Genomic DNA, 19,715 nt, shown 5'->3' with positions numbered 1-19,715 from the left:
GCTTTAACTCCGCTAAGTTTTGACATTTATAAACTAACTATATAATCAGAATAAAAATTGTTATTTATCACATTAAGGTTTATTTATGCACTTTATTTAAAATACAGCTACACATAGTGATTATATTGGGTTTAAGTATAGTTGTAACTCTACTTTAGTCATATTGTCTTTGGTGCTGTTAATGATGTGTGGGCCTTACTTAAATGTCAACTTAAAATCCAGCAGAAAAGTTTTAAGTTTTAATGTTGTTCACTTCAACAAACCTTAACAGAGTGTGCATGGCATATTCAAATTATTCTGTCAGCTTACGTATCAATAGCGCACCTAATTTTGAGTAAATCAGGAAGTTGATTTGGTCTGTTATGCGCACAAAGAAGCTCTTAACAAAATAGCTACTTTATTTGGAATATACTAATTTATTAAAGTGAGTGGTTAAGGGCAGTAGCTACCACTTTGCGGTCTAAATTTGTTGTTCCAAATCACCCTGTCTAACGACTACTTTGATACGAAAGAAGACCTTAGCCTTGGCTTATCTAGCGACATTTGAACCGATGAAAATAAGCCGGCGTTAGATAATAGAATTGTTCTAAATTTCATCAGGAATTTATAAAGTCAAAAATTCTAATTTGATTAGAAAATAACAAAGCGGACATTAGATTAATATGATTTTAGGTATTAAATTCTGTGGCGGTATGGGGCACATTGCGCCATAGATTTTATGCGCAACTTGCGCATTATAGACTTTAGCTATCGGTTGCTCTTTAGGGGAACTGATGCCACAAGCGGTCATTAAATCATTAGGCGTAAGGATATGACGTCACTCCGTAATAATTATCTCTATATAGAGAAGGTATATTGATCACGACCATTTGCTTTTGATTGATATAAAGCTATATCTGCTTGTTTTATTAACGTAGTAGGCTCTACATTAGGTAATGCTTTTATCGTTGCAATACCAATACTTATGGTGACATGTTCGGCGTTTTCTGAAAATTGATGAGGAATGGCTAAATCCCTAATTTTTTTGATACAACGTTGAGCAAGACTTTCAACCGCGTTTTGATCTGATGTTGTCATTAAAATAACAAACTCTTCACCACCATAACGAGCGACAAAATCATTTTTACGCGCAACTACTGAACTTAACGTTTGAGCAATTAACTTTATACAAGAATCACCCTCGGGATGTCCGTAATTATCGTTATAAGCTTTAAAATAATCTATATCTATCATTATTAATGATAATGAACCAAATTCTCGAGAAGCCCGACTCCACTCTTTCTCTAAGGTGGTATCAAATTCACGGCGATTAAAAATACCGGTAAGACCATCTTTAATCGCCAATAACTGCAATTCTTCAGTACGCTGTGCGACTTTCTTTTCTAGTGTTTCATAATGCCGTGCATTAATTAATGAAACAGCAGCTTGTGCTGAAATAAGCTCAACCGTATCTTTATGTTTTTTAGTAAAAGCGTGTTCCGTAATGTTATTTTCCAAATAAACGATAGCGATTAATCGACCTTGGCTAATAATAGGCAAACACAGAACCGACTTGGGATTGTTCATCCGTAAGTAACTATTATTAATAAAACGAGCATCTTCGCCTGGATTATCAATGATCAATGTTTGCATGGTTGTTTGCGTATAACGAATTAAAGTATCGGGTAATAAAGGCTGTTTTTCAGCAGCAACATCATCAAGGTTGATGTTATGTGATTGGCTGTCAATACGAGCAGAAAAATCATTAATAGAACCGACTATTTCCACTATCAATTGTTCTTCTTCGTTAATAATAATCGCGCCATGCTGAGCGCCTGCATTTTCCATCAGTACAGTCATCATTTTTTCTAATAAAGAATTGACATAAATTTCTTCAGATAAAAGCTGATTAACTTTTAGCAGTGAATGTAAATCAAGAAATTGAGTCTGGCTAGCGAAAGTGCTGTGTATTGAACTTTGTGAACTGCCCCCCAATGGAACAGTACCACTGATTAAATTGAAACGTTGCTGCGGCCATTGCTGTTCTAACTGGGTACATTTTGCTGTAGCCCCCCAACGAGCATAAAGGTAATGTGCATCTTTAATAAAATTTTTGGCGATACGTTTCTGTCCTACATCAGCCCAGTATTTTGCGTACCGTTCGTTAATCAGCGCTTCACAATGAATGAAATTAGCTATTTCAACGGCATCAAGTGCTTTATTGTAAAATTCAGTTGCTAGGGCATCTTGCCTTTGAACTCTGGCTATTTCTGCTGCGAGTAATAAATATTTGTGTGAATAGTTTTTGGGACTATCAACGGACCATATTTGAAACTGGTCACAAATTTCTTGTGCTTTTTCCAAGTTAGCTTTTGCATTATTTTGAGCATTACTATTGGAATTATCTTTGGTATTCTTATGGGTAATATTGTCATCCAATAAAATTAAAGCGACGTAAAACAAGCTCTCTGTCATTTCTGGTGTGTCGGGTAAAAACATACAAACAATATCAATATTTTGAATGCATTGCGCTTGCAATACTTTGTCATTCATCAGATAAGCATAACGGAGAGTTGCAAAAGTATAAAAAGCCATATCCATCGAAGGGGTATGAAAATCATCATTAAAATATTGGCCAACGTTGAACGATTCAGTGTTTAATGCTTCCGTGCTCAATGCTTGTGGAATAAGTGTTTTTCCTTGGAAGGCTAATAATGATTGATAAGCACCTAATAAGACAAAGTTTATGGTTGCAGGCTGTTGCTTTTTATTCAAAAAAGCTAAACCTTGTTCAATGTCTTTTTGTAATTCTTCTAACTGCACGCCTTTAATGAATTTGTTACAGGCCTTAAATAAAACGGCATAACCAGCGAAAACAAGGTTGGTGCCTTCTTCTCCCCAAGCAATAATCTGTTCTTGAAAAATATAAGAATTTTCAATGGGTTCACACCAGTGTTGATAACTTGAAGCAAAATATTGATAAATGGTTGCGCGGTGATATTTACTTTCCCATAAGTCTGAAACACTTTTTGCCAGTTTACTCATTTGGTAACAAGCAGGATATTTTTCACCCATCATAGACATAGCAGTGGCATAAGCAGCATATCCAATGGAGCTAAGTTCACATTGGCCATGTTCTAAGGTTAATTTCACCATATTACAGGCGTTAGTGGCGTATGAACGGGCACAGCCAGATAAGTAAAAAGCGGAAGCTAAAGCATTATGTATTTCCATACGCAGTAAACAATGCTCATTTGTCATTTTATCTGCGGCTAATAGTTGCTCATCAGTATATTGCTTCGTTAAGTTTTTCGTCGTGGTAAAAGTAGTAACTAATTGTTGTTCGGCCTCAGCTTCACTTGCTGGGAAGTCAACATTCAAAAGTGTTAAGCCGCCCATTAAAACTTCTATGGCATCTGGAAACATTCCTCGTGACTGATGTTGATCTGCTTGCACTAAAATTAAGGCTATTTTAGCTTTATTTGTTGGGGCACTGTTAACGCTCTTAAGGTATAAATTTCCTGCTGTATCGATGTTTCCGGCTAAAAACTCAGTTTCTATTAACCCTTTGTATACGGCTAAGGTTTGCTGTGGATCATTTTCCCATGCATCAATTGCTAAATGTTGTTTAGCAATTCGTAGATAACTGGCCGCCGTATCATAAGTGGCAGCATCTTTGCTTTTTAATCCTGCTCGTAAATTTAACGTGACAATTTTTTTTAATTCATCAGTATTATTTATGATGTTGATGGCGCCATTAAGTACGCGTAGTAAAGTGAAAAGGTTAACGTCTAACTCATCTTCTGTTATGTTTTCTAACCAATGTTTGCCTATACGCAGTAATAATTGTTCACGACCTTCTTCAGGCGTTAATTGATAAGCGGCTTGTTGAACTTTATCGTGTAAAAAGCAATAGTGAGATTGGTTTAAGCTAGCTTCATCATCGATAAATTGGTAATACTCATCTTGTGGTACTATAAATCCAGCTTCTAATACTGGCCATAAGGTTTTTGCGGTTGTTATCGTATCGTGATTACACGCTGATGATAATTGATGCAAGCTGAAACTATGGCCAAGATGTGCAGCGATAGACGCAAGCAATTGTGTCTCGCTATTGAGTTTTTTAAGTTTTTCAATCATTAAATCAACAACATTTTCAGTCATTGAGTGCTTGTCTATTTCTTCAATACGCCATTGCCAGTTACCTTTTTTATGGTTATAACTAATGTTATCTTCTTGATAAAGTGCTAATAAAAACTGGTTGAGGAAAAAAGGATTGCCTTCTGTTTTTTCTAAACATAATTCAGCTAAAGCCGATACTTCATCAAAATCGCACTGTAGTGTATTACACAGTAATTCTTGAACGCTCTTTAATTTTAGCGGGAGGAGATGGATTTTCGTTAATGCGTTTGCCTGTTCTATCTTTTGTAAGGCAATCGTAAGGGGATGCGCCTCATCGACTTCGTTATCGCGGTATGCACCAATAACATATAAGCCATTTTTATTACTATCGTTCACTTGTTGTAATAGGGTTAATGTGGGCATATCAACCCACTGCAAGTCATCAAGAAATATAACCAGTGGTTGCTCTTTAGAATACAGCACATTAACAAAATCAATAAACACCATGTTTAATCGCATTTCAGCTTCAGCGGGTGGTAACACGGTTAATGCTGATGAAGGGCCAAGAATTAAGGCTAAATCGGGTAATAACTCAGTAATAATCGCGGCATTGTTACCAAGCGTCATTTGTAACTTAGTTCGCCATTGATTGAGTTTTTCACTATTTTCACTTAACAGATGTTGTAGTAACTGTTGCAGAGCTTCAATTAAGACTAAAAAAGGTTGCCCACGGTTGTATTGATCACATTTACCCATGATAAATAAACCATCGGTGGCGATAATGTTTTTTTGTAATTCATGTACTAAGGCTGATTTACCCACACCAGAATAACCGCTAACCATGGCTAACTCGTTATGTTCTGTGCAGGCGCGTTGATATGCTACTAAAATAGTCGCCAGTTCATTTTCACGGCCGTAAAGTTTATTCGATACATTAAAATGAAAAGATACATCAGCTTCGGCTAAAATAAAGTTTTCAATAGTATTGTTCTTTTTCCATTGATCGAAGCATTTATCTAAATCCGCTTGTAGCCCATAAGTACTCTGGTAACGATTCTCTGGCGATTTATCCATGAGTTTAGTGACAATCGTCGAAACCACCAATGGAATGTCTTGTTTTATATTAACTAAAGGCTCGGGCGTACGAGCAATATGGGAGTGTAATAAGGTCATCGCATTTTGCGAAGTAAAGGGTAAACGTCCGCTAAACAGCTCATACAGAGTAACGCCTAGCGAATAAAAGTCGCTGCGATAATCTACCTTTATATTGGTACGTCCTGTTTGTTCAGGTGAAATATATTCAAACTTCCCCCATAGGTCATGATTCAGACATTTTATTTGTTTATGACTAAGACGAGTGGTTAAGGCAAAATCGCACAGTTTTAATTGCAGTGTAGCGGGGTCTATTAAAATATTACTTGGGTTAATATCTCTATGGATTAATTGTAAACGGTGCACATCAGCTAAGGCGGAGGTTAACTGGCACGCTATATGTAGACGTTGGCTAAATGTGAGTGTGTTTGTTGCGATGAGGTTACTTAACGTTGTTGACGAAAAATCTTCTAGTACCAATATATGACTGTTTTGATGTCGCTTTAAAGCGTGTGCTTTAATCACCCATTTTGAATCGATGGCGCGTAAAATTTTAAATTCGTTTCTCCAACGAGCGTCTAATTCTATTGAAGGGTAATCCGTATTTTGATATTTAATAATAACGGTTGGCTTTTCAGAGGTTGTATTAGCAAATTCAGCATTGTTTGGGATAACACGCGCCACTACGGTATCTTCGTAAGAATAAAGTATATCTTTTATCTTAAATTGGGATAAATTCATGAAGACTACAAACCTTTGATTACAGCGTTTACACAGCCTATTTATACAACCTGATATATCCCTTACAAATTAATCCTAGTACAGTGTTTGTTTTATCGCGTAGTGGATGAAAACCCCGACGAGTTATTCCGTAACATCACTGTAAACTATAGCGGTTCTTCTATCAAACATCCCATAAAACAACTAAAAGATGCAAGATATTTCAAAGTATAGATTAAAACTATGATTCAATACCCAAAAAATGAAAGTATAAAATAAATCAGTGACATTTAATCCTTTAGCACGGAAAAATACATATTTGTCCTCGTATCAGGAGTATTTATGATTGGTAAAAGTGCCACAACCTGATGCACTATAATATAGTGCAAACGTCTCTGCATAATCTGTGTGAAAACTATTTTGAACTGACATGATTAGATAATATCAGCGAAATAAAGCTATGTAGATTAAATTCTGGATTAAAAGAATACGTAATAATTTACGTAGCGTCGCATAAAAATTCGATGCTACGAGTTTTCATACAACCTGTGGCTTGTCCTTTTAGTTTTATTTCATATTTCTATGGCGCTCAGGGGGCGAAAGCGAGTTAGGGTTAACACTCTAAATTTATTTAAAACTTACATGATTCAATGTCCGCTTTGGGGATTTGAGATCTAATTCCGTGCAAAGATTTTCGGCACAACCTCAATTGTGAATGGATGTGGGTTTTTATATAAAAACGACAAATTTAGGATCCCTGATCTGCCGTTTTTAACTCAAAGGCTAACTTCCGCTTTTGGCTATCAGTTGTCGTTAAGATCCTCCACTACGGCATGTCAACTAAGCGCACATTGAACTAAACCGCTCCGCGGTAATGGTGTGTTTGGCAAGCACCGTTCATCCCTTTAACACGTTCACTTATTCCTAAACTAAGTCTTGAGGCATGTTGCCTCACCTTAGCTTGGAGAATACCCATGAACATCAGCCCATATTTTTCAGCACCACTGCGTCAGCGTATTAACGAAGACATGATCCTGCGTAAACTCGCCACTAACACACAAATTTCTTAATTAGATATTCGCCCTTGGGAGCTTACTCAATGACCACTAACATCATTAAATTTATGTGGTTTAGAATGACTAGACCTAAACAAATTTGCCTTGTTATTGAACATTGAGTACAGCTCTGAGTTGGGAAGAAATTTAATCAAATTGGTATAAGTAACGGATTTTTATATATTGATCTATAACCGCAAGATTAGCAGTCCCCTCTCCTATTTAAAAAAATAATAAATCAACTACTTTCAAACGGCTGTTTAGTGTAATTTAACGCCATCAAAACTAAATAGACAACCTTATGTATCCACTAAAGTATACCGAACCAGTATTTCGTCCACCAAGTGAGTGGAAAAGCCTAATATTACAAGTTACTAATGGTTGCTCTTGGAATAAATGTACCTTCTGCGATATGTACACTAGCGAAAATAAAAAATTCAAACCGAAGAAAATCGATCTGATTGAACAAGAAATTATTCAGGTGGTAAAGTCTGGTATTGCCGTTAGGCGAGTGTTTCTTGCTGATGGTGATGCGATGATGTTACCGTTTAAACGCTTAAAAGAAATCCTTGAACTGATCAAGCTGCATTTTCCGCAAGTAACCAGAGTGTCGAGTTATTGCTTGCCGCGTAACCTGGGTAATAAAACCGTAGAGCAACTGGCTGAACTACAAACCTTAGGCCTAAAGCTGATGTATATCGGCTGTGAAAGTGGTGATGATGAAGTGCTTGCGTTGATTGAAAAAGGTGAGACCTACCAAAGCTCCTTAATAGCCTTAAATAAAATCAAACAAGCAGGTATGAAAAGTTCGGTGATGATTCTAAACGGTCTTGGCGGCCCAGAACTATCTCGCCAACATGCCATCAACTCAGCTAGATTAATGAATGAAGCGCAACCTAATTACTTATCAACTTTAGTGGTGTCTTTCCCTTTGGGGGATTTACGCTTTGCCGATAAATTCACCCAATCATCTTTACAGCCTTTTCGTCAACTAACACAGCAAGAGTTATTTAGTGAAATGGAAGTTTTATTATCTGCGCTTGAGTTAGAAAAAACCATTTTCCGCTCTGATCATGCGTCAAACTACTTAGTACTCAAAGGAGTCTTAGGAAATGATAAGCAAGCACTTCTAAGTCAAGTAAGACAAGCATTACAGCAACCAAGTGATGCTAATTTAAGACAAGAGTGGCAACGGGGTTTATAACGGGTTTATTACTATTCAATGTATCGATTTTCACAAAAAAAACGAGCCAAATGGCTCGCTTTAAATTGTTATTTTACCGTGTAGCCCTATGCAATGGCGGCTAACTCACGCTATTTTTTCAGTCCGCTCAATCGATACACCGCAACCAAGCGTTTTACTCTTCACCTGGAATTAAATAAGCGATATCATCTTCATCGTCGGCATGAAAATCATAACCTCCTTCAAAGTCGCCATGTAATTCAGCGGCTAGGGTAATAGGTAACTCTAGTATCTCTTGAATAAATATAGAGATATCAGCTTGCTGATTAATAAGACTTTTAAACTCTGAAAAATTTAATAACTCAATTTCTTGTAAATAACTTCTAGTAGGAATCGACAGCCTCTCTACCAATTTGATGATACAAGAGTCTAACTTATCAAGTAATACGCTTTTCTCTGTGCTCACTAGGTAAGTATCAAAGCTTTGATATAAAGAACTAGTGAATATTTTTTTATCAGAATCTATCAATAAGAGTGCAATGGCGCTATTTAGAAACTTTTGCAGCTCAAAGGTCAATATACCTTCATCATCATCAATAAATAACGTGTTTGCACTGTAGCTCGCGGCGACACTTTTATAAACATCTAATAGCTTGGCGCTTTGATAGCTTTCTTTCATTAACTTGTTATGCAAGACCTAATATCAGCCGTATCATTAATACCTACAGCATAAGAGCTAATTGAAACACTCTCAAAAAAGGAAGCTGATACTTTCTTCAGCTGCGCATATTTAGCCCAACCGGCTCTAAAACAATAAACAATGCCTTGCGTTTTTATAATCTCTTTAGCTTTATCTGCGTTGTTATCACTGAGCTCTAACAAACCTAAGTTAGCAATACCAAGCACAATTTCACAGCCTTTATTAATTTGATCCGCATAAATTATCGATAAATTATCAGAGGCGATCCGCAACGACATATCCACTAATTGTTGTTTAATCTTATGCACTAACTCAGGGGAAAAGTAGCCTTCATTTTCTCCATCTTTTAAAATCAAAAGTAGAAACGGGTGGTTTCTTAACTCTGCTATTCTCATGAACTAATCCTAATAATATAAAGCGCTACATATACCCAAACTACATCAAGCTACAGGTTTCAGCTGGAATTAAACACGCAGCTTCAAATAGCTTGGGTATAACTATGACTCTGCAAATACTTTTTAAAGGTTAAAGCGGCGCGAACATATCATCGGTATCTATTTCTACCGAAGTAACTCTTTGTTTATTCGCATTGTCTTTCAACGCTTTTTCAACGTTTTCTAAGGTACCATTAGTACTTACTATCATCACTTCCCGATAGGATTCTTCATCGAGGTCTTTAATTTTCATTAGCAACTCTTCAATGCTGCCTGAAGTTTGCTCTTCATCTTCTTCTAATTCAGAGAAATCATGGCCAACAAACGGTAGCGATAAATATAAAAGGCCAAAGTCATCTTCAACAATGGCTTTTAATACTTCTAACTGCTTTTCTTCATCATCCGTGGAGAGAAAAATTTGTGATAATAAACTGTGTGCTTCGGTCTGCGCACAAAACACATGATCTTCATCCATGTTTTGCCAATAAGACGGTTCAACATTTAATAGCTGTTTAATTGACTCTGCATCCATCAACCAGGTCGCAATCGAAGGAATAGTAGCATCGTGCTCTCTGACAATTTTTGCGACAGTTAAAATATCCATCTCGGTTAATACCGCTAACATGGTTTCATCGCCAAATTCAGACGCGATCATTTCTAAAGATGTGCCCGCACGTCTACCACTTTGTTGTGCTATTTCGATAATATCTGTTGCCAGAATTAATGCATTTTTTGTCACTGTTATTCCTTAGAGGTCGTTATATTTTTCAGTCGCTGTGCTACAGCTGGATGTTCTTTTAAAAGCTATTTTACTACTTTGTTATATTGATTATTGATAAACTATTTTTCACTAATAGTTCTCATCAAAGTCGTCCGAGGCATAATCATCAACTTGCTCAAAATCATCTTTTTCAGCTTTTAACGGGGTTGCATCATAGCGGTTATAAAAATGAATAAGTAAAACCGCAGTTTTTAAATCTTGCTCAGCATCGCTCATTATCTCCGTTATGCAAGCTCTAGCGTCAGCATGCACCCCAATGAATGGCTTTACCTCGGCCCACGAAGGCTCATTGCTTAAATCTATTAATGCCAGATTTTTACTATCAATTCTAATTTTCGTGGTGATAGCCATCGCTAATTGATCAACCATACCGGTAAAGAGTAAAGGCATCACTTTTAACTGTTCAAATAAATTTGATAGATAAATGGACAGTAACTCTGGATTTTCCGGATCAGTTAATGAACTCATGTTTTCTAAATACATAGAAAAATCATCGGCTAAATAGTCTGGTATGTTCTTATCTGTTTGCAAAGCTTGTTTCCTAGTTGTACGTGTTAAAGATAACGCCTTTTCAAATTAAGCGTATTGTTTACTATCTATGTGAAAATGTTAATTAGCTTAAGGCATTATTCCAAAAAGTGTCAGCAACCTCTCGAGGATCGGTGATAATGGTATAATTACTTTTCAAGTACAAGGCACGTTTTTTAGGATCGGCGATAGCATCATAAGCTGTTTTAACTAATTGAAATTTGTCTTCAACGTCACTATCACTATTTTTATCTGGGTGATATTTATTTGCGAGTTTTCGGTAGGCTTTTTTGATCTCAACAGTGCTAGCATCTCTACTTACACCTAACTGTTCAAAATAATCCATAGTTTTACTACTACCTCTTGTTGAAGTTTTATCTGAATGACATCACTAAATTTACTTATGTGCGCTGTGAGTATAGCGTCGCCGTCATTAATAATGATTTTTAAGTCGTTTGATAATAGCGGCAAAATAGCACGAACTTAGGGAGTAAGCGTTTTAACTATTTTAATCTAATCAAAACATACTTGCTAACATTTTTTCATAGAGCAGTTTGCTAATTAATGCTGTTCTCTGACACTTGAACCCTGATAACATGCGACTAAGTATAAAATCAAAGTACTTTCAATCAATTAAAAAAGAAGACCTAAATATGAATAATAATAAAAAAATAGTGGCTAGCCTTTTACTAGTACTCTCTCTGACAGCCTGTAGTGGTGGCGATGAGGCAATAAAAAAAGTAGATAATTTAATTGCCAAGCAAGCCATAGATCAATCTGATTCGACTTGGAAAACTCAGCTAACTAAGCCACCGTTGCTTACTTTTACTCCAGGTAAAGATTATTTTTGGGAGCTAGAGACAAACCAAGGAAAACTCACTATAAAGCTATTTTCCGACTCAGCACCTATGCATGTTTCAAGTACCATTTACTTAACCCAACTTGGTTTTTATGATGATTTAATCTTTCACCGCGTTATTCCTGGCTTTATGGCACAAGGCGGCGATCCGACCGGAACGGGTGCTGGTAACCCGGGTTATAAGTATGATGGCGAGTTCGATGGTGATATAGGTCATGGAGAACCAGGCATGTTAAGCATGGCCAATTCTGGTCCTGGCACTGACGGCAGCCAATTTTTCTTAACGTTTATCGCGACACCTTTCTTAGATGGCAAGCATACTGTATTTGGTCAAGTCGTTAGCGACTTGGAAGATAGCTTAACTAAAATAGCCGCGTTAGGTAGTCGAAGTGGCAGAACCACGGAAGAAGTTAAAATTATTAAAGCAACAATACGTATAGCCAACAGCGAATAGTCGATTCTACGACAATATCGACCTACGTACTATTCATGGCGCTAACCACATGTCGTCATGATATTTAGTGAAGAGGTCTAATGGCTCGACGTCACTCACAAAGTAAGTAAGCTTATAGGCATAACGTAATCTGATTAAGCTTACTTACTCTTTAGCGCTCTTTTAAGCATTCCTATAAGGATAAGTGACTACTTGGTCGCTAAGTAACGTTTAAACTGCTCAAATGGCAACGGCTTAGCAAACAAATATCCTTGTCCATATTCACAGTGTATTTGTTGCAATTGTTGTTGTTGTTGCTTGGTTTCAATGCCTTCGGCAATAACTTTCATCTTCAGTTTTTTGGCCATGACAATAATAGCTTCGCAAAGTGCTAGGTCATCACTATCGGGTACCATTTTTTGCACAAACGACTTATCTATCTTTAAATAATTGGCTTTAAATAACTTCAAGTAGGAAAGAGAAGAATAACCGGTGCCAAAATCATCAATAGAAAGCGCGATACCGGCACCGTTAATAAGCTCAAAAATATCCTTAACCTTTTCGCCTGATTCCATCAATAAGTTCTCTGTTATTTCTAAAGCAATGGCATCGGTAGGAATACCTTCTTGCTGAAGGTGCTCCAGCCACTGGCCAATATTGCCTTTGTCAGTTTGATACTGTACCGGTGAAGTATTGATACTTAGTTGAAAGTCTGGGTGAAAGTCTCTTCGTAGAATATTAATCTGTTGAATCGCGGTTTTAAAGACCCAATCACTGATCTCAATGATTAATCCTGTTTCCTCAGCAAGTGGAATAAATAACTCGGGGCTGATACTACCTTTTGTTGGATGGTGCCAGCGAATTAATACTTCCGCTTTGTATACCTCATGGCTTGATAGATTTATAATTGGCTGGTAAACCAAGCTAAATTCTTTATTATCGATGGCTTTTCTTAATTCACTAATCAATTCTACTCGATTGTTAATCGCGTCACGCATAGAGGGTGTGAAGAATTGATAATTTTCTCGTCCTAATTTTTTTGCGCTATACATCGCCTGATCGGCATTTTTGAGTAGGCTATCAATATTGGTGCCATCATCAGGATAAATTGTTACCCCTAAACTAGCAGAAGTATGAATGGTTTCCCCAACGAGTGAATAAGGTGCACTTAACGTTGTTAAGATCCCTTGGCAAATTCTATTAATACCATCTAAATCGTTTAAGTCATTAATGATAACGACAAATTCATCACCGCCTAAACGCGCCACAATATCATTTTCACGCATAACCGACTTTATTCGCTTAGCGACTTCGACCAAAAGCGCATCACCAACATCGTGTCCTAAGGTATCATTTACATCTTTAAAGTTATCAAGATCTAAGAAAACAATAGCTAATTTCGTCTTATTTCTATGACAGCTTTTTAGCGCTAAACCAAGATGCTCGCGCATCATATTTCGATTGGGTAAGCCCGTTAAGGAATCAAAATTTGCATGGCGCCAAATCGACTTATTCGCTTGTACTCGCTCAATAGCAATACTGGCAAGGTGAGCAAAATTCTCGATTAAACTAAATTGATTGCTGGTGGGCCGAGCTTTTTGCTCATGATAAATAGCAAAAGTCCCGATAACCTCTCCAGTAGAAGATATTACCGGCTCAGACCAACAGGCGCCTAACTTTGCCTTCGCTGCCAGTTCAACCCAAGCAGCCCAATAGGCATGTGTGGCGATATCTTCAACAATAACCCGCTTGCCGGTGAATGCTGCAGTACCACAAGAGCCAACACCCTCACCTATGGCAACGCCTTCAATGGCTTGGTTATAAAAGTCGGGTAAAGACTGTCCTGCTCCCAGGGTTAAATTAGTTCTTTCTTCGTTGAGTAATAAAATACTGCATTTTACTTCGTTAAATTCACATTCGGCCGAGGTTACAATAGCTCGCAGTACTTTATCCAAAGAGCTAGAGTTAACAATCAGCTCTAGGATTTCATTTCTATATTTTGATAACCGTTGATTGGCTTGTATTGTTCTATCGTTTCTTGCTACGGTAATTGAAAATATATAAGCAAAAGCACTGGTGATGGTATATGAAGGTAAAATAACCAACATTAACACCCAATTAGCATCTAAATAGGTGTAGATAAAAAACATGGTAAATGAGCAACTAAATAGCAGTAAAGCAATTAAAGGTCGGAGTAAATAAAATGCCGCAATAATTAAGGGGAATCCCCAAAAGGCGTAATAAAAGCCTTTGTAGGATAATAGTAACATCCAAGTCACTGTTGAAAATATTGCAATGACAGTACCTGATAACTCTACTTTACGGGTTTTATAAGTATAATAAAAAGCTAAAATCAGCATGATGACTAAAAACAGATCAGCCAAGGCGATAATATATTCGTGGTTAAAAATTCTTAAGGAAATAATAGGCAATAAGATTATTGCCGTAACAGCCGTAGAGGAAAGTAACGCTAACTCTTTATTCGTTCTATTTTTCACAGAAAACATATCCCCTCAACATGAATAAAATCAAACCTTTATTTAAATATAAATAATAAAAACCAATAACTCAACGAGCGTTCGCTTTCTTTATTGATATATTTATTAAAACTTACTTTCTTGGCGAGCAAAGTAATTTAACTTGCGCTGAAATAGCGATTTATTTGTTATCGAGGTGACAATCAATTTTTAATCATCTAAAAACTGACATAACACTTTATCTCCAGGAAAATTCTCTACCCTATCAATAATAAGTGGTCTAAGTTTTCAGTACAGCCTAAAGACAAAGCCGCACATCAGTGCGGTAAACAAAGATTATTAATCTAGTTAGCAATTAATCTATTTAGTGCTGGGTTATGTAGCCCAATAGACTTGCTCTAGACTATCTTCGCGTTCAGGTAAACCCCGTGATAGTCTGGGCGAGTGCTGAACTAATACTTCATAACTTGCGCGGTTTGCATACTTACTCATTTGTGAAAGTGAGGAATAAGTAAGTGCCTGTTGTTGATGTTTACTCGAGTTTTCTACATTACGCTTATGGTAAATATTCGCACTTAAATCATGTAGTATCGCTGCTAATGCGGCATCTCCTGCACCATTAGTATTCTTAATATTATCGGGCCCGCCCATATAAGGAGCGGAATGGCTATAAATACGGATAGGCTTAGCACAATCTTTTAAAAGCATAGGTCGGGAATACTCATACTGATTAAAGTTTTCAATGGCACCTGATAATAGCGGGTACTCACTTTCACGTTTATCGAGATCATTAACGTAACCTGCCATGTATAAACCTTCAGCGCCAGCAGTGCAAATCACCATATCGACCCAATCTAAGCATTTATTGGCCGCCAGTAATGGCTCTTCAATACCCGTGATGGCTAAGGCTTCTTCTTCATTCATGGTCAATATATTAACGTGATCTTTTACAAATTTTTGCCAAAACGCCGGATCTTTTTCTATGACAAACTTAGTGCCTAAGGTTAACACTACCGGTACACCTGCGGCATTGGCACATTTCACCGCCTTTATTGCCGCTTCGGTCATGGTATCACCGGGCTCTGTTCTCATTAAGTAAGAGCTGATCACTAACGCTGAAGCGCCTGCAATTAAAGATTCGTCGATAGACTCAGGGCGAAGTTGATTAATTAAACCGGCATTAATGCCAAAGGTTCGCTCTCCCGTATCATCAATTAAGGTAAAACAACGACCAATAGGGCCGTCAACCGGCTGCAAATAATTCAAGTCTACTCGTGAAGACGTATTACTAATAAAACGATAGGCATAGTCACCCACATGAATATTTTTTGACATAACACCCAGCAATACCGAGCGATCATCTGCCAATACAGAATAATTGTGCATGGTATTACCGATAGTACCTCCGGCAAACTCATAATTAATTAACGATTCGTCTTTTAAACGTTGATAGAGTTTTTCAGTTACTTCATCAGAAATAATTTGTGACATACCACGTGTTAAACCAAAATCATCAAGAAATTCTTGGTCAATTTTCGCTTCAATATCAACAAGTATCTGATCTATACCAACAATATAATTTCTTAATAGCGGCGCGCTACGATCAAGTTTATTTGTTAACGGGTTTTTGTTATCTACTGGAAAGTAGTGTTTATGTTGGCGACGGCCTGGAAACTTCATGAAAATATACTATGCAGAGTAATGAACGAGGTGGGATTATAACTTATTTATTTTTCATTTCACTATAAAACATCAACCGGCATAATTATGTTTAACTTGGCGTGAGTATGAACGGTCAAAGTTTAAGTCAACAAGGTGTCTTCAGTCATAGTCGTAAAGCTTAAGAGTTGGTATTACTTTCTAAGTGCGGTATCCATCAACTAGCAAGCTTCACTACGTTTTCATGTCAGGTAGTTAGGCTTCGTTATATGCTGATGTAAAGGCGGCATTCGTACATTAGCAGCGTCAAAATCATGTTTAATAATTTCTCTTAACTTAGTCGCCACAGAAAAATATCTACCCGAATTTACTAGGGTGGTGGTACGAAAGCGCATCGCTGAAGGTTCAAATTCAACAATATCTAATATAGAAAGTTCCCCCGTTACTCAGGCATAGCGGCTTTAATATCGCACCCTGATTGTACTAACAGTTCGTTAATCAGGGTTACTTTGCTGGAATATTTAAGAGTAACTACTACTCAATTAACCCGCGGGTGCTAATGGACAACTAATATCACTTGATGATTCAAGGGCGAGTACTTTGCCAATAATGAGGCGATTCGCCGCAAGTTTATTATCGCTTAATAAAACTTGCTGAATGTTGCGGCTACGTTCCTGCGCTAAATTAATCAGCATATTATTATCAATAATTATATTGTTTAACAAAACCGATTCAAGCTGATCTACTTTCCAACTAATCAAGACATCAGCGTCCATAATTGGCGCTTCGCTAAAGTCATAGGCATGGCCAAAGCTTTCGCTATAAGCACTGACTAATAAAGGTAAGCGCTGTTCATTGCTTAGTGCTTGTGCATTTGGATTAATGCGTTGTTTAAATATTTCTTGTCTGAGTGCTTCACTATCTTGCTCATGATAACAACCGCTGACCTCTAATTGCAGTTCAGGTCTTTGTAGTAGTGCTTTTTTCAATAAATTTAAACGGGTAATCATTGCTTGGTCTGGCGTCGGGTTACCGGCAATAAATTCAATTGAGCCTAAGTCTTCATCACTACCAACTAAACCGGCTAGCAAACTAAAGGGAGAAGAAACCGCTTTGATAATTAAGTTGCCAAGGGTTTGCCAAACAAGTTTACCGTAACTAAAGTCAGGATCATTAAGATTACCGCTTATTGGCATATCGATATGGATCTCACCTTTACTATCTTTCAATAAACTTACCGCAAGGCCAATCGGTAGGCTAGTTGCTACATCACTTTGAACATCATCACCTAAATGGAATCGGTCGATAAAAACAGTATTTGTCGCGTTTAGCGCTTGATCTTCAATTAAGTAATTTATATTCAGGTTGAGCTTACCCTTGTCAATTTCCCGGCCAACATAAGTGCCAGAGTAAGGAGTAAAATCACTCATTTGGACATCATTCAACAGTAAGTTGAAATTACTATATAAGGTTTCAGAAAGTAAATTGACACTGCCCTTTAGTTTAAGCGGTGCAAATTTATTGATCTTACCTTGTAAATCAATATTAGCTCGGCTGTTTACGTCACTTGAAAGCCCGGTAATAGTTATCTGCAAAGGGTCGATACGCATTTTATAACGCGGACTAACCGAGTAATCGGTATAAAGCACAGAAGAGGAATTTACTTGAAAATGCTTAAGGTTAACAACCGCCGGCTTACCTTCGTCTACCGCTTCTTGACGTTGCTCCATACGCTCTTTACGGATGGTGGCAACATTCATCACACCTTGTTTGTTACGTTGGGCATTAAGCCATAACTTATCAATAGTGACCCGCTCAATGTCGACAGTATTTTGTGGCTGTTTTACATCAATACCGGTAACAGAGATTTTATTAATGCGCACGTAATCTTCATCATTGTCTGTTACTCGAGTACGCCAGTTATTCAGCGCCATATCGCCGGTAATATGTATTGTTTCAGGGCTTGCAGACGTTGATGCTTGCTTGGCAATCGCTGCGGCATAAACAATATTCATGCTTGCATCGAAATTACCGGCAATAATTTCAGAAATAACCCATTGATGCATGTAAGGTTCAACACTCAAGACCGGCACTGATTGGGCGTTAACCTTAAGGTTAGCGGTTATCGGATATAAAGATAAATCACCTTTTGCCGAAATGTTGCCACTTTGTTCAACGATGGCAGAGAAGTTTAATGGGAACACGGCCTTGGGTTGTAAACTGAACTTAGCTAAGTTCATATTAATAGCAGTTAAATTTACCTGTGTAGCGACCTCAGTGGTCTTATCGGTGAGTTTTAATTGATTATTCACTAGGCTGATCTTATCAATAGCTAGTTTTAGCTTTGGTTGTGGAGTCTCGCTGCTTTCTTCCTCTGCACTTGGTGGTAACATTTGTAGTAAATTTAACGCTCCACTTTTACTACGAATAACATTTATCACACTATCCTTGAGTATAATTTCATCGACTTTCACACTATTTTCTGACAATGAATAATTAAGGCCATTGATCGCTAGGTGATTTAATTGCACATCATTAACATCGACACCTTTGCGTTTTATGAATAAATCAGTAAACAACATATTGGCCTTGCTAACATTAAGTTTCATATTTTCCTGGGAAAGGTCAATAGCATATTCGGCACTTAAATTTAACGTGCCTGAGCGAACACCAGGAGGAAAATCGTCTTTAAAATACTGATACAGTGTTGGCAGGCTGATGCCGTCTATTTTAAATTGACCTGAAGAGCGTAAAGGTAAAATAGTTACATGCCCTTGCCACTCAAGGCTTGTGCCGATAATGCCACTAACGGAAGTTGCTTTTAGCTTATAGGGACTATTCAACTCTCTTTGTGTGGTGAACTTATCAAGTTCAATATTTAACGGGCCAATATGAGCCGAGAATGGCTCTTTTTTCGAATGATCGGTAAAACGTAATTCTAATTGGTCAATATTCAAACGTGTTACTAAAATCTTTGGAACGGTATTCGCTGCTTCACTACTTTCACTTTTAGCTGCAGACTTACCCGCAATATCACCTTCAGCGTTAACGGCACTGTTGCTGTTACCTGCAATGGTCGCTTGCGCGCCGTCGCTTGATTGTGCAGTAATTTTAGCGCCAATGAGTTCATCAAAATTAGTACTGCTATCTTGATATAATTGATAGTGAAGTCGAGGCGCCTCTAGGGTGAACTCTTCAAAAGTCCACATCCAGCGAAATAATGAAGACAGTTGAAAGTTAACAAACAAGCGACTAAAACCGGCGAAATCTTCACTGTTTTTATCGAATATGGTTAATTCCTTCACTTCAAGAGAGAGGTAAAAAGGATTAATACGTATCTCTTCGACTTGCATGGAATAGGAGGAGTTGTCACTCACCATAGCCGGCAGATTTTTTTTGAGTAAATAAGGGGTAAGTAAACCTAATATCAAAGCATAAGTGGCAATAACACTGAGCATTATAAAGGTGATCTTTAGTGGTTTTCTGTAACTTTTTATAAACTGCTTAAATGACATAATTTGACTACCTTACGTTTACTCTATTTCATTGTTATTTATATTAATTCATCTTTATTATCAATGCTACTGCATTCAGTTAAAAATAAAAACTTGTCACCTAAAAGCGATTAATGCAAACCCCAAGCCTCCTATCCATTGATATGATTTTCAGAAACAACAAAAAATAACAGTCATT

At 37.3% G+C, this 19,715-nt stretch carries 11 protein-coding genes; 2 read left to right on the top strand and 9 right to left on the bottom strand.

Features of this window, described 5'->3' with window-relative positions:
- Nucleotides 1–837: 837 nt before the first annotated feature.
- Nucleotides 838–5,934: a diguanylate cyclase domain-containing protein gene (locus F580_RS0106370; RefSeq protein WP_019026868.1), complete on the bottom strand. Its 5,097-nt coding sequence runs from the start codon at nucleotides 5,932–5,934 to the stop codon at nucleotides 838–840.
- 1,335 nt (nucleotides 5,935–7,269) lie between these two features.
- On the opposite strand from F580_RS0106370, the gene F580_RS0106365 reads away from it, so the two are divergent.
- Nucleotides 7,270–8,172, top strand: a complete 903-nt coding sequence (locus F580_RS0106365) for a radical SAM protein (protein WP_026301284.1) — start codon at nucleotides 7,270–7,272, stop codon at nucleotides 8,170–8,172.
- Between the two features lie 154 nt (nucleotides 8,173–8,326).
- On the opposite strand, the gene F580_RS26820 is transcribed toward F580_RS0106365, so the two are convergent.
- The 5 genes from F580_RS26820 to F580_RS0106345 all read right to left on the bottom strand — a co-directional run bounded on the left by F580_RS26820 (nucleotide 8,327) and on the right by F580_RS0106345 (nucleotide 10,940).
- The gene (locus F580_RS26820; protein WP_019026866.1) at nucleotides 8,327–8,830 is read right to left on the bottom strand and encodes a hypothetical protein; all 504 of its coding nucleotides are present in this window, start codon (nucleotides 8,828–8,830) and stop codon (nucleotides 8,327–8,329) included.
- The gene (locus F580_RS26815) at nucleotides 8,830–9,246 is read right to left on the bottom strand and encodes a DUF6178 family protein (protein WP_019026865.1); all 417 of its coding nucleotides are present in this window, start codon (nucleotides 9,244–9,246) and stop codon (nucleotides 8,830–8,832) included. Before F580_RS26815 ends, F580_RS26820 begins: the two co-directional genes overlap by 1 nt.
- 130 nt (nucleotides 9,247–9,376) lie before the next feature.
- Complete coding sequence (locus F580_RS0106355; protein WP_019026864.1) at nucleotides 9,377–10,024, bottom strand: hypothetical protein; 648 nt, start codon at nucleotides 10,022–10,024, stop codon at nucleotides 9,377–9,379.
- A 111-nt stretch (nucleotides 10,025–10,135) separates the two neighbouring features.
- Entirely contained in the window at nucleotides 10,136–10,597 is a 462-nt protein-coding gene (locus F580_RS0106350; protein WP_019026863.1) for a hypothetical protein, read from the bottom strand.
- 82 nt (nucleotides 10,598–10,679) lie between these two features.
- Nucleotides 10,680–10,940 carry a DnaJ domain-containing protein gene (locus tag F580_RS0106345; protein ID WP_019026862.1) on the bottom strand — a complete coding sequence of 87 codons (261 nt, stop codon included), beginning with the start codon at nucleotides 10,938–10,940 and terminating at the stop codon, nucleotides 10,680–10,682.
- Nucleotides 10,941–11,247: 307 nt separating this feature from the next.
- On the opposite strand from F580_RS0106345, the gene F580_RS0106340 reads away from it, so the two are divergent.
- Nucleotides 11,248–11,907, top strand: a complete 660-nt coding sequence (locus tag F580_RS0106340) for a peptidylprolyl isomerase (protein WP_019026861.1) — start codon at nucleotides 11,248–11,250, stop codon at nucleotides 11,905–11,907.
- A gap of 188 nt (nucleotides 11,908–12,095) precedes the next feature.
- On the opposite strand, the gene F580_RS0106335 is transcribed toward F580_RS0106340, so the two are convergent.
- From F580_RS0106335 to F580_RS0106325, 3 genes are all read right to left on the bottom strand, one after another.
- A complete protein-coding gene (locus F580_RS0106335; protein WP_019026860.1) occupies nucleotides 12,096–14,393 on the bottom strand; it encodes a putative bifunctional diguanylate cyclase/phosphodiesterase in 2,298 nt (765 codons plus the stop codon).
- Nucleotides 14,394–14,738: 345 nt separating this feature from the next.
- The gene (locus tag F580_RS0106330) at nucleotides 14,739–16,043 is read right to left on the bottom strand and encodes an inosine/guanosine kinase (RefSeq protein WP_019026859.1); all 1,305 of its coding nucleotides are present in this window, start codon (nucleotides 16,041–16,043) and stop codon (nucleotides 14,739–14,741) included.
- Between the two features lie 521 nt (nucleotides 16,044–16,564).
- Nucleotides 16,565–19,537: a DUF748 domain-containing protein gene (locus F580_RS0106325; RefSeq protein ID WP_019026858.1), complete on the bottom strand. Its 2,973-nt coding sequence runs from the start codon at nucleotides 19,535–19,537 to the stop codon at nucleotides 16,565–16,567.
- Nucleotides 19,538–19,715 lie beyond the last annotated feature (178 nt).

The organism is Colwellia piezophila ATCC BAA-637, assembly GCF_000378625.1.
Taxonomy (GTDB): domain Bacteria; phylum Pseudomonadota; class Gammaproteobacteria; order Enterobacterales; family Alteromonadaceae; genus Colwellia; species Colwellia piezophila.
Note: the sequence above shows the minus strand (reverse complement) of the source record. Positions and strands in the feature narration are given on the sequence as shown.

Bases quoted from the DNA above. Each gene is read 5' to 3' on its own strand.
- F580_RS0106370 (WP_019026868.1), bottom strand. From the start codon at position 5,934: ATGAATTTATCCCAATTTAAGATAAAAGATATACTTTATTCTTACGAA.
- F580_RS0106365 (WP_026301284.1), top strand. From the start codon at position 7,270: ATGTATCCACTAAAGTATACCGAACCAGTATTTCGTCCACCAAGTGAG.
- F580_RS26820 (WP_019026866.1), bottom strand. From the start codon at position 8,830: ATGAAAGAAAGCTATCAAAGCGCCAAGCTATTAGATGTTTATAAAAGT.
- F580_RS26815 (WP_019026865.1), bottom strand. From the start codon at position 9,246: ATGAGAATAGCAGAGTTAAGAAACCACCCGTTTCTACTTTTGATTTTA.
- F580_RS0106345 (WP_019026862.1), bottom strand. From the start codon at position 10,940: ATGGATTATTTTGAACAGTTAGGTGTAAGTAGAGATGCTAGCACTGTT.
- F580_RS0106340 (WP_019026861.1), top strand. From the start codon at position 11,248: ATGAATAATAATAAAAAAATAGTGGCTAGCCTTTTACTAGTACTCTCT.
- F580_RS0106335 (WP_019026860.1), bottom strand. From the start codon at position 14,393: ATGTTTTCTGTGAAAAATAGAACGAATAAAGAGTTAGCGTTACTTTCC.
- F580_RS0106330 (WP_019026859.1), bottom strand. From the start codon at position 16,043: ATGAAGTTTCCAGGCCGTCGCCAACATAAACACTACTTTCCAGTAGAT.
- F580_RS0106325 (WP_019026858.1), bottom strand. From the start codon at position 19,537: ATGTCATTTAAGCAGTTTATAAAAAGTTACAGAAAACCACTAAAGATC.